This window comes from Kitasatospora sp. NE20-6, assembly GCF_045862635.1.
Genome location: NZ_BPRL01000023.1, coordinates 39,868 through 54,588 on the forward strand (window position 1 = coordinate 39,868; position 14,721 = coordinate 54,588).

Genomic DNA, 14,721 nt, shown 5'->3' on the forward strand with positions numbered 1-14,721 from the left:
GCCGCCCGGCGGCGCCGTCCGGCCCGCGGGCACCGGCGCGGCCGCCGCCGCACCGGTGCCCACCCGCCGGGGGCGGTCAGGGCCGCGTGGCCGTCACCTCGACGGTCGCGGTCAGCGGGAGATCGCCGCAGGACGGTCCGGCGAGCACCGTGAAGACGCCCTTCTCGGCCAGCCACCGGTGCTCGTCGGGCGACCAGTGGGCCAGGGCCCGCGGGGGCACGTCGATCTGCACCTCGACCCGGCAGCCGGGCCCGGCGTCCACCGGCGCGAAGCCGGCCAGCCAGCGCACCGGCCGCTCCACCGCGCTGCCGGGCAGGGAGAGGTACACCTGGACGATCTCGCGGGAGCGCCGGGTGCCGCTGTTGCGGAGCACCGCCCGGACGCTGAACCCGCGGTCCGGGGCGATCTGCCGCGGCACCTCCACGGCGAGGTACTCCCAGTCGCCGTAGCCGAGGCCGTGCCCGAACCAGTAGGCGGGCGTGGCGCCTTCGCGCAGCCAGCCGCGGTGGCCGAGGTGCAGGCCCTCGCGGTAGGCGAGCCGGCCGCCGTCGGTGCGGGTGCGCGGCACGGCGGGCCCGTCGTCGGCGGCGGGCCAGGTGGTCGGCAGGCGGCCGCCGGGTTCGGCGTGCCCGAAGAGCACGTCGGCCAGGCCGTCGCCGCCCTCCTGCCCGGGGAACCAGCCGAGGAGCACCGACGCGACCTCGTCGCGCCACGGCATCAGGACGGGGCCGCCCGTGTTGACGACGACCACGGTGGCCGGGTTGGCGGCGGCGACGGCGGAGACCAGGGCGTCCTGGTCGCCGGGCAGCCGCAGGGTGGCGCGGTCGAAGCCCTCGCTCTCGTGCTCGGCGGAGGTGCCGACCACCACGACCACGGCGTCGGCCCCGCGGGCGAGTTCGACCGCGGCGGCCAGCTCCTCCGCGGGGGTGGCGGACGGCGGGTCGGCGGTGAGGGCCAGCACCCGGCCGTGGCCGGGCTCGAAGACCCGGCGGGCCAGCAGCTCGGTCTCCTGGCCGTCGGCGAGGTCGAGGCCGACCTGCCGGAACGACGGCGAGACGTGCAGGTAGGTCGGGTCGTCGGACTCGGGGGAGACGTACTCCTCGACCAGCTGCCGCCCGTCGGCCTCCAGCCGGACGGCGCCGAGGCCGACGACGCCGATCTGCCAGCGGCCGGCGGACGGCGCCCGCAGCAGGGTGCGGATCTCGATCGTGTGCAGGCCGTTCATGTCGACGCTCTCGTCGACCTCGAACGAGCGGCCGCTGGGCCGGTCCTCGACGTGCAGCACGGTGCCGTCCGCGGTGAGGAACCGCACCCGGACGCCGGGAGCGCCGGTGGCCGGGTTGCGGCAGTCGCCCGGCTCGACGGGCCGCGGGCGCACCGAGGTGCGGACCCCGGAGGCGTGGTCGAGCACGGCGCCCGCTGGCAGGGCCGCACGGATGCCGTCCAGCGGGGAGACCACGGAGGCCGGGAAGACCGCCGCGCTGCCGCCGCCCTGGATGCGCGCGGTGGCCGCGTTCGGGCCGATGACGGCGATGCGGCGCAGCGCCGTGGCGTCGAGCGGCAGCAGGCCGTTCCGGTTGGTGAGCAGCACGGCTCCCGCCGCGGCCGCCTCGCGCAGCAGCCCGCGGGCCGCCGCCGGGTCGGCGCCGGTGGCGGGCGGGGCCTCCTCGAAGGCGCCGACGCGTTCGGCGAGGCGCAGCAGCCGCCGTACGCGGTCGTCGAGGACGGACTCCGGCACCCGGCCGTCGCGGACGGCGTCGGCCAGGCGCTCGCCCCAGTGCTCGTTCGGACCGGGCATGGCGAGGTCGACGTTGGCGTCGGTGGAGCGGACGGCGCCCCAGTCGGAGACGACCAGGCCGTCGTAGCCCCACTCGCCCTTGAGTGGCTCGTCGAGCAGCCGGCTCTCCGTCATGGGTTCGCCGTTGACACCGTTGTACGCCGTCATGACGGCCCACACGCCGGCGTCGACGGCGGCCTCGAACGGTGCGAGGTAGACCTCGCGCAGGGTGCGCTCGTCGACGTCGGCGCTCATCGTGAGGCGCTCGGTCTCCGACTCGTTCGCCACGAAGTGCTTGGCGGTGGCGGCGACTCCGCCGCCCTGCACGCCGCGGATGTAGGCCGCGCCGATCCGGGCGGTGAGGAGGGGGTCCTCCGCGAAGCACTCGAAGTGCCGCCCGGCGAAGGGCGACCGGTGCAGGTTGAGGGTCGGCCCGAGGAGCATGTCGACGCCCTTGCGGCGGGCCTCGGCGGCGAGCAGGGCGCCGAGCCGGGTGACGAGCTCCTCGTCCCAGCTGGCGGCCATGGCGGTGCAGGACGGCAGGGCGAGGGCGGTGTCGGCCTCGTCCCACCGCTCGCCGCGGACGCCGATGGGGCCGTCGGAGGTGACGATGGCGCGCATGCCGACGGCGGGTTCGGCGCTGGTGCGGAAGATGCCGCCGCCGGAGAGCAGCCGGGCCTTCTGCGCGGTGTCGAGGGAGGCGGCGAGGTGGTCGAGGATGCTGTCGATGGTGGTCATCCCTTCACCGCCCCCTGCATGATGCCGTCGATGATCTGACGGCCCATCACGAGGAAGACGGCGATCACGGGGAGGCTGGCCACCAGGGCGCCGGTGAGCACGAGGGAGTAGTCCTTGATGTAGCCGCTGGCGAGCTCGGACAGGGTGAGCTGGATGGTGGGGTTCTGCTGGGTCATGACGACCTTGGGCCAGTAGAAGTCGTTCCAGGTGGCCATGAAGGTGAGCATGCCGAGCACGGCCATCGCGGGCCGGGCCGCGGGCAGGGCGACGTGCCAGAAGAGGCCGCGCGTGGTGCAGCCGTCCATCCGTCCGGCGTCGAGGAGTTCGTCGGGTACGGCGGTCACGAGGTACTGCCGCATGAAGAACAGCCCGAACGCGTTGGCGACGGCCGGCACGATGAGGGCCTGCAGGTGGTCGGCCCAGTGGAACCAGTTGGCCATCATGATGTACAGCGGGATGATGCCCAGCTGGGTCGGCACCATCATGGTGGCGACGACGGTGGCGAGCAGCGGGTTGCGGCCCCGGAAGGGCAGCTTGGCGAACGCGAACCCGCCCAGTGCGGAGGTCAGCACCACGCAGACCGTCACGGTGGCCGACACCGCGAAGGAGTTGACCAGTGCCAGCTGCATGTCGGTCTGGGCGAACGCCTCGGTGACGTTGTGCCACAGGTTGCCGCCGGGCAGCAGCACGGGCGGCACGCGGTGGATGTCGGTGTTCGTACGGGAGGCGGCGACCACCGTCCAGTAGAGCGGGAACACCGACAGCAGCACGCCGACCGTCAGGGTCGCGTACACGCCCTTGCCGGCGGAGAGTTGGCGGTTGCGGCTCATGAGGTGTCCAGCCCCTTCATCCGGCGGGCGGCGAGCAGGTTGGCCGCGACGATGACGACGATCAGCAGGAACATCGCCCACGAGATCGCCGCGCCGTAGCCGTACTTGAAGCGCCCCCAGAACTGGTTGTACGAGTAGAGCGCCAGCGTCTGGAACTGGTGCTGGGAGCCGCCGGTCGTCGGGTCCTGCTGCTGGCTGAAGAGCATCGGCTCGCCGAAGAGCTGCAGGGCGCCGATGGTGGAGACGATCACGGTGAAGAGGATCGTCGGCCGCAGCATGGGCACGGTGATCGACCGGAACTGCCGCCAGCGGCTCGCCCCGTCGATCGCCGCGGCCTCGTACAGCTCGAACGGCACGGACTGCATCGCGGCGAGGTAGATCAGCGCGTTGTAGCCCGTCCAGCGCCAGGTGACGATGGAGGCGATGGCCGTCCAGGAGGAGAGCGTGCCGGCCTGCCAGTCGATGTGGTCGACGCCGAAGAGTTCGAGCACCCAGTTGATCAGGCCGAAGTCGCGGCCGAAGAGCTGGACGAAGATCAGGGTGACCGCGGCGACCGAGGTGACGTTGGGCAGCAGGACACCGAGCCGGAAGAACGTGCGGCCGCGCATGCGGTAGTTGAGCATGTGGGCGAGGCCGAGGGCGAAGAGCAGCTGCGGCACGGTGGCGAGGACGCCGATGCCCAGGGTGTTCTTCAGGGCGTTCCAGAAGAACGGGTCGTCGATCAGTTTGCCGTAGTTCTCCAGGCCGACCCAGGTGCTCTCCGAGCCCGGCTGGTCGGCCCGCCAGCCGGTCAGGGAGACGTAGCCGGTGTAGAGCATCGGGAAGAGCCCGAAGACGGTGAACACCACGAAGAACGGGGCGATGTACAGGTATGGCGAGGCTTTCCGCTCGATGCGGTGCCAGCGGGCGGCCGGTGCGCGGGCGGGGCGCAGCGGCGTGTCGGCGGACACGGTCGCGGCCATGGCGGGGTGCTCCTTGCTGCGGTGGGCCGCGGCGCCGGCGGCGGGTCAGGTGCGCGCCGGCGCCGCGGAGTCGGGGGTGGTCAGCCGGTGATGTTGGCGACGTCGGCGAGGGCCTTCTTCCAGGCGGTGTCGCCGTCGGCCTTGCCCTGCTCGATGGAGGTGAGGGCGTTGCCGAGGGCGGTGCCGATCTCGGCACCGTGCGCGCCGAGCGGCTGCGGCTTCAGGTCCTTCGCGGACTGCGAGAAGATCTTGCCGGTGGGCGCGTTGTTGAACAGCGGGTCGGTGAAGTTCGCGATGTCCGGCTGGCTCCACAGCGCCTGGTCGGAGGGGAAGTAGCCCTTGTTCTTGAAGAGCCAGGCCTCCTGCTCGGGCGCGGTCAGCCACTTGGCGAGCTCGACGGCCGCCTTGGTGTGCTTGCCGGACTTCGGGACGGTCAGGTACGAGCCGCCCCAGTTGCCGCCGCCGCCGGGGATGCGGGCGATGTCCCACGTGCCGCCGTCGACGGGCGGGTTGGCCTTGAACTCGTAGCTCATCCACGCGGGGCAGGCGACGGTGGCGAACTGGCTCTTCTGGAAGCCGGTGTCCCAGGCCGGGGTGAACGCCTGGATGCCCGCCGACTGGCCCTCCTTGACGGCGCCCGCGACGAGGTCGAACGCCGAGCGGACGGCCGGGTTCTCCGTGACGACGACCTTGCCGGACGCGTCGTAGAAGCCGGTCGGGGCCTGGGCGACGACGGCGCTGAAGAGGTTGCCCGCGCTGTCGAACCACTTGGCGCCCTTGTTGGGGCTCTTGGCGAGGAACTCCTTGCCGGCGGCGACGTACGCGGGCCAGTCGGTGAGCAGCGCGGAGACCTGGTCGCGCTCGGTGGGCAGGCCGGCGGCCTTGAAGAGGTCGCTGCGGTAGCAGAGGGCCATGCCGCCCATGTCGGTGCCGACGCCGAACAGCGTCTTGCCGTCGGCGCTGGAGGCGGGCGCGGTCTTGGACGGCACCCACTGGTCGGCACTGACGCCGTTGTCGAGGAAGTTGACGAACTTCGACGCCTGCGGCTGGAAGCCCGCGACCTGGCCGATCTCGATCGCCTCGATGTCGGCGGTGCCGGAGCCGGCGAGCAGGTGGGCCTGGAGGTTCTGGTGGTGGGCGCCCAGGTCGGCGCGGTTCTCCTTGATGGTGATGTTGGGGTGCGCCTGCTCGTACTGCTTGTAGAGATCGGCGTAGCCGAACTCGGAGAACAGGTTGACGGTGAGCGTGATCTTCGCGTCGGCGTCGTCGCCGGCCGAGCCGCCGCTGCTGGAGCAGCCGGCCAGGGTGAGGGCGGTGGCAGCGGCAAGGGCGGTGGCGGCGGCGAGGAAGGGAGCTCTCCGGCCGGGGTGGGCGCTGGACATGGGTGACTCCTTGCGGGGGGTGGCGCTCGGCCGCGGGGCGGATGTTTCGGGATGGGGAATGACAGGTGACGGGGAAACGATCTGGAGAGCGCTCTCCCATCGACGTGGACTCTGGCGCCCGAGCTGCGACAAGTCAAGGGTTTGCGCTCAACACCTCTCCGCACCTGGCAATTTGCTACGGCGCTGACGGCCGGTCGGATTGCCGCACGGGTCTTGACATGACAGAAACCTCGGGGCAACTATTCCCCTGACTGCGAGAGCGCTCTCCCAGGCACGGCGGCCTGCCCCGCACCCTCCGTCCGGCCCACCCCGACGGCTCGGTCCGGTGTCCGAGGCGGTACCGCTGCCCACCCCCACCGTCTCGTCAGGAGAGATACCTCATGCTCGCTCCACCCGCCCGAGCGGCGGCCCCGGACCTCCACGCGTCACCGCCGTGGCGTGCCCTGGCCGCCGTGCTCGCCGCCGTGCTCGTCGCCGGGCTGATGCTGTTCCTGCCCGCCGGACGTGCCCAGGCCGCCGCCGCGCTGCTCTCGCAGGGCAAGCCGGTGACCGCCTCCAGCGAGGAGAACTACGGCACCACGGCCGCCAACGCGGTCGACGGCAACACCGGCACCCGCTGGTCGTCGGCCAACACCGACCCGCAGTGGATCCAGGTCGACCTCGGCGCCGTCGCCACCGTCTCCCAGGTGGTCCTCAACTGGGAGTCGGCGTACGGCAAGGCGTACAAGATCCAGCTCTCCACGGACGGCACCGCCTGGACGGACGCCTACAGCACCACCACCGGCGCCGGCGGCACCGAGACGCTCACCGTCAGCGGCAGCGCCCGGTACGTCCGGATGAACGGCACCCAGCGCGCCACCGGATACGGCTACTCCCTCTGGGAGTTCCAGGTCTTCGGCGTCCTCGGCGGCACCCCGACCGGCACCTGCGGCACCGCGAACGCGGCGCAGGGCCGCACGGCGACGGCCTCCAGCGAGGAGAACTACGGCACCACGGCCGCCAACGCGGTCGACGGCAACACCGGCACCCGCTGGTCGTCGGCCAACACCGACCCGCAGTGGATCCAGGTCGACCTCGGCTCCTCGCAGACGGTCTGCCAGGTGGTTCTCACCTGGGAGTCGGCGTACGGCAAGGCGTACAAGATCCAGCTCTCCGCTGACGGCACCGCCTGGACGGACGCCTACAGCACCACCACCGGTGCCGGCGGCACCGAGACGCTCACCGTCACCGGCACCGGCCGGTACGTCCGCATGTACGGCACCCAGCGCGGCACCGGATACGGCTACTCCCTCTGGGAGTTCGCCGTGCGCACCGGCGGCACCACCAACCCGCCGACCGACCCGCCGACCACCGACCCGCCGACCACCCCGCCGCCCGGCAACTGGACGACGGTCTTCAACGAGGACTTCACCGGCACCTCCGGCACCGCCCCGAACGGCAACGACTGGATCGTCGACACCGGCACCGGCTACGCCGGCGGCCCGGCCAACTGGGGCAGCGGCGAGGTCGAGACCGCGACCAACTCCCCGGCCAACGTCGGCCTCAACGGCAGCGGCGCGCTCAACCTGACCGCGCTGAAGAACGGCACGGCCTGGACCTCCGGCCGCGTCGAGTCCAAGCGCACCGACTTCGCCGCCCCCGCCGGCGGCCAGCTCCAGATCTCCGCGACCATCAAGCAGCCCAGCGTGGCCAACGGCCTGGGCTACTGGCCGTCCTTCCGCGCGATGGGCGCCGCCAACCGCGGCAACTTCACCGTCTGGCCCGGCGCGGGCGAGACGGACATCATGGAGAGCGTCAACGGCCGCAGCCAGCTCTCCACCACCCTGCACTGCGGTACCGCCCCCGGCGGCAACTGCAAAGAGTACGACGGCATGACCAGCGGCCTGGCGTCCTGCACCGGCTGCCAGACCGGGTACCACACGTACTCGCAGATCATCGACCGCACCCTCTCCGACGAGCAGATCCGCTGGTACCTCGACGGCCGACAGGTCTGGCAGGTCAGCGAGTCGCAGGTCGGCGTCGCCACCTGGGACGCGGCCGTGCACCACGGCTTCTACCTGCTCTTCAACCTCGGCATCGGCGGCGGCTACCCGAACGCCGTCTGCGGCTGCACCTCGCCGACCGACGCCACCACCTCCGGCGGCGCGCTGAGCATCGACAAGGTGACCGTCTCCACGGCCACCGGCACCGTGCCCGCCGCGCTGACCGACCCGGCCGTGCCCACCACGCCGTCCACCGTCAAGGTGACCGGCTCGCAGGGCAACTGGCAGCTGCAGGTCAACGGCGCGCCGTACCAGGTCAAGGGCATCACCTGGGGTCCGGGCAACACCACCGCCGACGCGCACATCCGTGAGCTGAAGGCGATGGGCGTCAACACCCTGCGCACCTGGGGCACCGACGCGGGCAGCAAGCCGCTGCTCGACACCGCGGCCGCGCACGGCCTCAAGGTCGTGAACGGCTTCTGGCTCAACCAGGGCGCCGACTACGTCAACGACACGGCGTACATGAACACCACGCTCGACCAGATCAAGCAGTGGGTCACGACCTACAAGAACCACCCCGGCGTGCTGATGTGGGACGTGGGCAACGAGGTCATCCTCACCACCCAGGACCACACCTACAACGGCACCACGGTCGAGCAGCAGCGCGTCGCGTACGCCAAGTACGTGGAGCGGGTCACCCAGGCGATCCACGCGATCGACACCACGCACCCGGTGACCTCCACCGACGCCTACACCGCGGCCTGGAAGTACTACAAGGACTACAGCCCGAGCCTGGACCTGCTCGCGGTGAACTCCTACGGCTCGGTCTGCAACGTCAAGAACGACTGGATCAGCGGGGGTTACACCAAGCCGTACATCATCACCGAGTCCGGTGAGGACGGCGAGTGGGAGGTGCCCAACGACGCCAACGGCGTGCCGCTGGAGCCCACCGACATCAAGAAGCGCGACGCCTACCTCGCCAACTGGACCTGCATCACCAGCCACACGGGTGTCGCGCTGGGTGCGACGGTCTTCCACTACGGCACCGAGAACGACTTCGGCGGCGTGTGGTACAACACCGTTCCCGCGGGCTGGAAGCGCCTCGCGTTCTACTCCGTCGCCAAGAACTACGGCGGCAACGTGGGCACCAACACCCCGCCGGTGATCTCGGACATGACGCTGAGCAACACGGCCACCGTGCCGGCCGGCGGCACCTTCGACATCGCCACCACCACGACCGACCCCAACGGCGACCTGATCCGCTACAACCTCTACTACTGCGCCAAGTACGCGGGCGGCGGCACCGGCTTCAGCCAGGTCACCTTCACCCAGACCGCGGACGGCCGCTTCACCGCGGTGGCCCCGAAGAACCTGGGCGTGTACAAGGTCTACGTCTACGCCTACGACGGCCACGGCAACGTGGGCATCGAGACGAAGTCGTTCCGCGTGGTCGCGCCGACGCCGTCCGGCACCAACATCGCGCTCGGCCGGCCCGCCACCGCCTCGACCTACCAGGCCGTCGGCAACGGCGCCCCCTACCCGCCGTCGAACGTCACCGACGGCAACTGGGGCACCCGTTGGGCCAGCGAGTGGGCCGACCCGCAGTGGGTGCAGATCGACCTCGGCTCCTCGCGGACCTTCAAGCACGTCCAGCTGGGCTGGGAGGGCGCCTACGGCAAGGCGTTCCAGATCCAGACGTCCAACGACGGCACCAACTGGACGACCGCCTGGTCGACCACCAGTGGCACCGGCGGCATCGACGACATCGACGTGAACGCGACCGGCCGGTACGTGCGCGCGTACATCACGCAGCGCGGTACCGCGTACGGCGACTCGCTCTACGAGTTCGGCGTCTACGCCTGATGAAGACTCCCGGGACGCGCCGGCCCCACCAGGCGCGTCCCGGGGCAACCCCCACCCATCCGTACGAATGGAGGTCCCATGCGACCCCGATTCCTGTCCCGGGGCAGGCCGAGGCGGACGGCACTCGCCGTCGCGTTCTCCGCGATCCTCGCCCTCGTGGGCATCGGCAGCACCACCCAGCAGGCCGTCGCGGCCGACGGGCTGATCTCGCAGTCCAGGCCCGCGACCGCCTCGTCGATCGAGAGCCTGAACTTCCCGGCCGGCGCCGTCGTCGACGGTGACCTGACCACCCGCTGGGCGAGCAACTGGAGCGACCCGCAGTGGCTCCAGATCGACCTCGGCGCCGGTGCCACGGTCAGCAAGGTCGGGCTCGACTGGGAGGCCGCGTACGCCAAGGCCTTCCAGCTGCAGGTCTCGAACGACGCCACCAACTGGTCGACGATCTACTCGACGACCACCTCGACCGGCGGCGCGCAGAGCCTGAACGTCAGCGGCAGCGGCCGGTACATCCGGCTGTACGCCACCCAGCGGGGCACGCAGTACGGCTACTCGCTCCTCGAGTTCAAGGTGTACGGCACCGCCACGGCGCCCACCACCGGCTACATCCTGGCCAACCCCCAGGTGACCGGTGTGACGCCGTCGACGGCGAACCCGCCGCACGCGTACTTCCACGAGTTCCAGGCGAACTGCACGGCCAACCACAACCTGCCGGACGACCCGATCGTCTTCCCGGGTCTCGCCGGCGCCTCGCACATGCACACGTTCCTGGCCAACACCGGTACCACGGCGACGTCTTCGGCCTCCTCGCTCCAGGCGGGCACCAGCACGTGCCTGGCGCCCGGTGACCGGTCCGCCTACTGGATGCCGACCATGTACAACGGCTCCACCGAGATCAACCCGGTCGGCCTGCAGACCATCTACTACAAGACGGGGGTGAACGACTACACCTCGGTGCGGCCGTTCCCCACGGGTCTGCGGTTCGTCGTCGGCAGCCCTGCCGCGACCCAGACGGAGTTCGCCACCAACCCGGGTTACGTCGCGGGCTGGGAGTGCGGCAACAGCTACCACAACACGGACCTCCCGACCAGCTGCCCCGGCGGCGGAGCGCTCAACCTCCGCTACCAGGCCCCCAGCTGCTGGAACGGTCTGTACCTGGACACCCCCGACCACAAGAGCCACATGGCTTACCCGGTCAACGGTGTCTGCCCGCCCACCCACCCGGTGGCGCTCCCGATGATCGAGTTCAAGATGGCGTGGCCGGCTCCGGCGAACGGTGACCTGTCGCAGCTCCGGCTGTCCAGTGGGCGGGGTTACTCGTTCCACTACGACTTCTTCAACGCGTGGGACGCGCCCACCCTGTCCGCCCTGGTCAGCCACTGCATCATCGGTGGCCTCCAGTGCGACTCCCGCGGCTACGACGAGACGCTGCCCGGACGCGGTGCCGCGCTGAACGCGCAGTACGTGCTGCCGTAACGCCTGTCCCACCCGTCGCACCGTGAGTGACCCGCCCCTGCCCGCCTCCGCCTCCCCGCGGGGGCGGGTGGGGGTGAACTGCCTGGTAGAAGCATTGGAACGGGCTGATAGAGCGCTCTCCCACGTGCTATAAAGGGCCTATGAGCGAAGCCCTCCGCCCGGCCGCCAACCGTTCCGCGACGCTGGAGGACGTGGCCCGGGTCGCCGGTGTCTCCCGTGCGACGGTCTCCCGCGTGATCAACGGCATCCGCAACGTCGACCCGTCGATCCAGGAGAGCGTCCGCCGGGCCGTCGCCGCCACCGGGTACGTGCCCAACGGCGCCGCCCGCTCGCTGGTGACCCGCCGTGCCGGCGCCCTGGCCCTGGTGGTCACCGGCACCGACGCCGACGAGGCCGACGACCACTCCACGCGGTCCCACGTCTTCACCGACCCGTTCTTCGGCCGGGTGGTCAGCGGGGTCTTCACCGGCCTGCGGCCCCAGGGCCTTCACCCCGTGCTGATGCTGGCCGACACCCCCGCCGCCCGTGACCAGGCCCTGACCTTCCTGCGGCAGGGCAACGCGGACGGCGCGATGGTGGTCTCCACCCACGCCGACGACCCGATGCCCGGCCTGCTGCTCGCCGCGGGGGTGCCGACCGTGCTCTTCGGGCGCCCGCACCACCCGCTGCCCGTCAGCTGCGTCGACCTGGCCAACCGGGACGGCGCCCGGCTCGCCGCCGACCACCTCCACGGCGTCGGCCGGCGCCGGGTCGTCGTGATCGCGGGCCCGGCCGCCGTCCGTGCCGGCCGCGAACGGCTGGAGGGTTTCCAGGAGGCGATGGCCCGCCACGGCATGCCGTACCTGCCGCACGTCGAGGCGGACTTCACGCAGGGCGGCGGTGAGCGGGCGATGGCCCGGCTGCTGGCGCAGAACCCGGACCTGGACGGGGTGTTCGCCGCCAACGACCTCATGGCGCAGGGGGCCGTCGCGGTGCTCCGCGACCACGGCCTGCGGGTGCCCGAGGACGTCGCGGTGGTCGGCTTCGACGACAGCAGCGCGGCGACCGCCGGGCGGCCCCTGCTGACCACGGTGCGCCAGCCGGTGGAGGAGATGGCCGCGGAGATGGCGCGGATCCTGCTCGACCACCTCGCCCGCCCGGAGCGCGTCGCCACCGCGATGATCTTCGAGCCGGTCCTGGTGGTCCGTCAGTCCACCTGAGGGGAAGGGGTCGAGGCCCCCGGCCGGATACGGACGCAGATCCTCCGTATCTGTGATCGACTCATGGGGATCATGTGGATATCCGTGCGGTCGGTACCGTACGCTGGGCGCCTCGCATCGATCACCGGGGGATTCCTGTGCGCCGTGCCGCGCCTGCTGCCGCACTCCTGCTGAGCCTGATCTGCCTGACGGCCTGCGGGAGTTCGGGAAGCCCGGCCTCCGACCGCGCCACCGCCGGAGCGCCCGGCGCGTCCGGCACCGCGGACTCCTCCGACCCGGCCTCGCCCGGTGCCGGTGCCGACGCCGGAAGCCCGTCGAGCGGCGACCCCGACCGCACCATCACCGTGGCCTTCGCGGGCGACGTGCACTTCGAGGGCCGCACCGAGGCGCGGATGAGCCCCACCGGCTCCGACACCGCGCTCGGCCCGATATCCCGGACCCTCGCCGGCGCCGACCTCTCCGTGCTCAACCTGGAGACGGCCATCACCGGCCGCGGCGCCCCCGAGCCCAAGACGTACACCTTCCGCACCAGCCCCAAGGCCCTGCAGCTGCTCCACGACGCCGGCGTGGACATCGTGTCGATGGCCAACAACCACGCCGCCGACTTCGGTGCACCCGGCATCGAGGACACCCTCGCCGCCAAGGACTCCTCGCCCATCCCGATCGTCGGGTTCGGCCACGACGCCAAGGAGGCGTACGCGCCGTACGTGACGACCGTCAAGGGCGTCAAGGTCGCGGTGCTGGCGGCCAGTCAGGTCGTCGACCTCACCAACCAGAAGTGGCGGGCCGGCACCGGCAAGCCCGGCATCGCCTCCGCCCTCGACAGCGCGGCGCTCGTCCGCGCCGTCACCGCGGCCAAGAAGCAGGCGCCCGTCGTGCTGGTCTACCTGCACTGGGGCGACGAGGGCAAGACGTGCCCCACCGGCGCGCAGACCGACATCGCCAAGAAGCTCTCCGCCGCCGGCGCCACCGCCGTCGTCGGCACCCACGCCCACACCATGCTCGGCTCCGGCATGCTCGGCCGGACGTACGTGGCCTACGGCTTCGGCAACTTCCTCTGGTACGGCACCTCCAGCTACTCCAACTCCGACGAGACCGGCGTCACCACGCTGACGCTCACCGGCGACGGCCGCACCGTCGGCGAGGCCTTCACCCCGGCCCACATCGACAAGCGCGGCGTGCCCGTCCCGTCGACCGGCTCGGCGGCCACGGCCGCCCGCACCCGCCGCGACGGCCTGCGCACCTGCACCGGCCTCGCCGCCGCCCCCAGGGCCCAGGGCTGACATCCCTCCGTCCGGCCCGCCCGCGGGGCCGGGCGCACCATGCCGCCGGGCCCGGTGCGAGCCGCCCTGAACGCTCGCACCGGGCCCGGTCCGGGACACCCCCGCACGGCCGGCCGCGCAGTGCCGCCGCAGGCCGCGGAACAACGGATTTCCTTCGTGTCCCGTCCGTGCCGTAGAGTGGGGTTCACCGACGCGGGGTGGAGCAGCTCGGTAGCTCGCTGGGCTCATAACCCAGAGGTCGCAGGTTCAAATCCTGTCCCCGCTACCAACCAGGCCGGGCCCGGTGCGTGAGAGCGCACCGGGCCCGGCCTGTTCGTCGTGCCCGCTCACCGCCGCTCCGGGCGGGGTGTTCAGCGGTGGCCGGCGGCCAGGGCGGTGAGGACGCGCCGGGTCTTGTCGTCGAGGTGCTCGGAGATCACCACTCCACGGTCCCGCACCGAGGATTCGAGCTTTTCCTGCTTGCGCCGGGAACGCGCCTCGAACTCCTCGGCCCCTTCGTCGTCCTTGGGCTTCACCCGGATCGACAGTTCGAGGAAGTCCAGGTCGGAGACCGACCACCGCTCCATGTCGACCTTGAGGTCGTCCAGCAGCAGGTTGTTGAACTTCGTGGAGGCGACCGGACCCAGCGCGACGAGCCCGCCGAGGTGCAGCCCGGGTTCGCACTCCCGGAGGAACTGCCGCTGCAGGGCGCCGAGCGGCGCACCGGCGTCGGCATCGGGCGCCACCGCTGCCAGCAGCGCGCCCTGCGGGTGGCTGCTCACCGCGGAGGCGGCCAGCGCGTGGCGGCTTCCCGACCGGTCCTCCTCGATCCGGTACTCGAACGACTCCTCGTCGAACGGGCGGGAGAACCGGCCGACCAGCTGCTCCTCGGTGCACGGACGCAACTTGACGGCCAGCTCGTCCGGGGTGTCGCCGCTCCTGAACCTCACGATCACGCCGTCGCCCAGTAACAGCAGCCGGCCGGCCTCGACGCCCCCGCGGTCCTCGGCGAACCAGACGAGACGCTTCACCACCTCGCCCTGCGGCTCGCCCAGCGCCGACAGCGCCGCCCCGACACTGCCGTCGATGTTGACTTTGATCTCGATCGGAAGAAGCATCACACCGCTCCCCTCGCTCTCACGGCCGCGTGACCGCACGGCACGGCCGGGACGGGTCACCACGTGTCCGTCGCGCATCGCCGTGAACGTCCCGCAGGCACCGGAGGCGGCCGAACCCCGCCTGCACGTCCGGCT

At 71.6% G+C, this 14,721-nt stretch carries 9 protein-coding genes and 1 tRNA gene; 5 read left to right on the forward strand and 5 right to left on the reverse strand.

Features of this window, described 5'->3' with window-relative positions:
- Positions 1-76: 76 nt before the first annotated feature.
- The 4 genes from SNE206_RS19625 to SNE206_RS19640 form a co-directional block, all read right to left on the reverse strand.
- Positions 77-2,515 (reverse strand): beta-glucosidase, encoded by a 2,439-nt coding sequence (locus tag SNE206_RS19625; protein WP_407914719.1) that lies wholly within the window; start codon positions 2,513-2,515, stop codon positions 77-79.
- Positions 2,512-3,345, reverse strand: a complete 834-nt coding sequence (locus SNE206_RS19630) for a carbohydrate ABC transporter permease (protein ID WP_407914720.1) — start codon at positions 3,343-3,345, stop codon at positions 2,512-2,514. Before SNE206_RS19630 ends, SNE206_RS19625 begins: the two co-directional genes overlap by 4 nt.
- A complete protein-coding gene (locus SNE206_RS19635; RefSeq protein ID WP_407914721.1) occupies positions 3,342-4,307 on the reverse strand; it encodes a carbohydrate ABC transporter permease in 966 nt (321 codons plus the stop codon). Before SNE206_RS19635 ends, SNE206_RS19630 begins: the two co-directional genes overlap by 4 nt.
- Before the next feature lie 80 nt (positions 4,308-4,387).
- The gene (locus SNE206_RS19640) at positions 4,388-5,689 is read right to left on the reverse strand and encodes an extracellular solute-binding protein (protein WP_407914722.1); all 1,302 of its coding nucleotides are present in this window, start codon (positions 5,687-5,689) and stop codon (positions 4,388-4,390) included.
- A gap of 380 nt (positions 5,690-6,069) precedes the next feature.
- Here SNE206_RS19640 and SNE206_RS19645 point away from each other — a divergent pair, with 380 nt between their 5' ends.
- The 5 genes from SNE206_RS19645 to SNE206_RS19665 all read left to right on the forward strand — a co-directional run bounded on the left by SNE206_RS19645 (position 6,070) and on the right by SNE206_RS19665 (position 13,757).
- The gene (locus SNE206_RS19645) at positions 6,070-9,534 is read left to right on the forward strand and encodes a discoidin domain-containing protein (RefSeq protein ID WP_407914723.1); all 3,465 of its coding nucleotides are present in this window, start codon (positions 6,070-6,072) and stop codon (positions 9,532-9,534) included.
- Positions 9,535-9,612: 78 nt separating this feature from the next.
- Entirely contained in the window at positions 9,613-11,007 is a 1,395-nt protein-coding gene (locus SNE206_RS19650) for a DUF1996 domain-containing protein (protein ID WP_407914724.1), read from the forward strand.
- A 140-nt stretch (positions 11,008-11,147) separates the two neighbouring features.
- Positions 11,148-12,206 carry a LacI family DNA-binding transcriptional regulator gene (locus SNE206_RS19655; protein WP_407914725.1) on the forward strand — a complete coding sequence of 353 codons (1,059 nt, stop codon included), beginning with the start codon at positions 11,148-11,150 and terminating at the stop codon, positions 12,204-12,206.
- Between the two features lie 137 nt (positions 12,207-12,343).
- Positions 12,344-13,489, forward strand: coding sequence for a CapA family protein (locus SNE206_RS19660; protein WP_407914726.1), 1,146 nt, complete (start codon positions 12,344-12,346; stop codon positions 13,487-13,489).
- A gap of 191 nt (positions 13,490-13,680) precedes the next feature.
- Positions 13,681-13,757, forward strand: a tRNA-Met gene (locus SNE206_RS19665).
- An 82-nt stretch (positions 13,758-13,839) separates the two neighbouring features.
- On the opposite strand, the gene SNE206_RS19670 is transcribed toward SNE206_RS19665, so the two are convergent.
- Positions 13,840-14,586, reverse strand: a complete 747-nt coding sequence (locus tag SNE206_RS19670; RefSeq protein WP_407914727.1) for a hypothetical protein — start codon at positions 14,584-14,586, stop codon at positions 13,840-13,842.
- Positions 14,587-14,721: the final 135 nt, after the last annotated feature.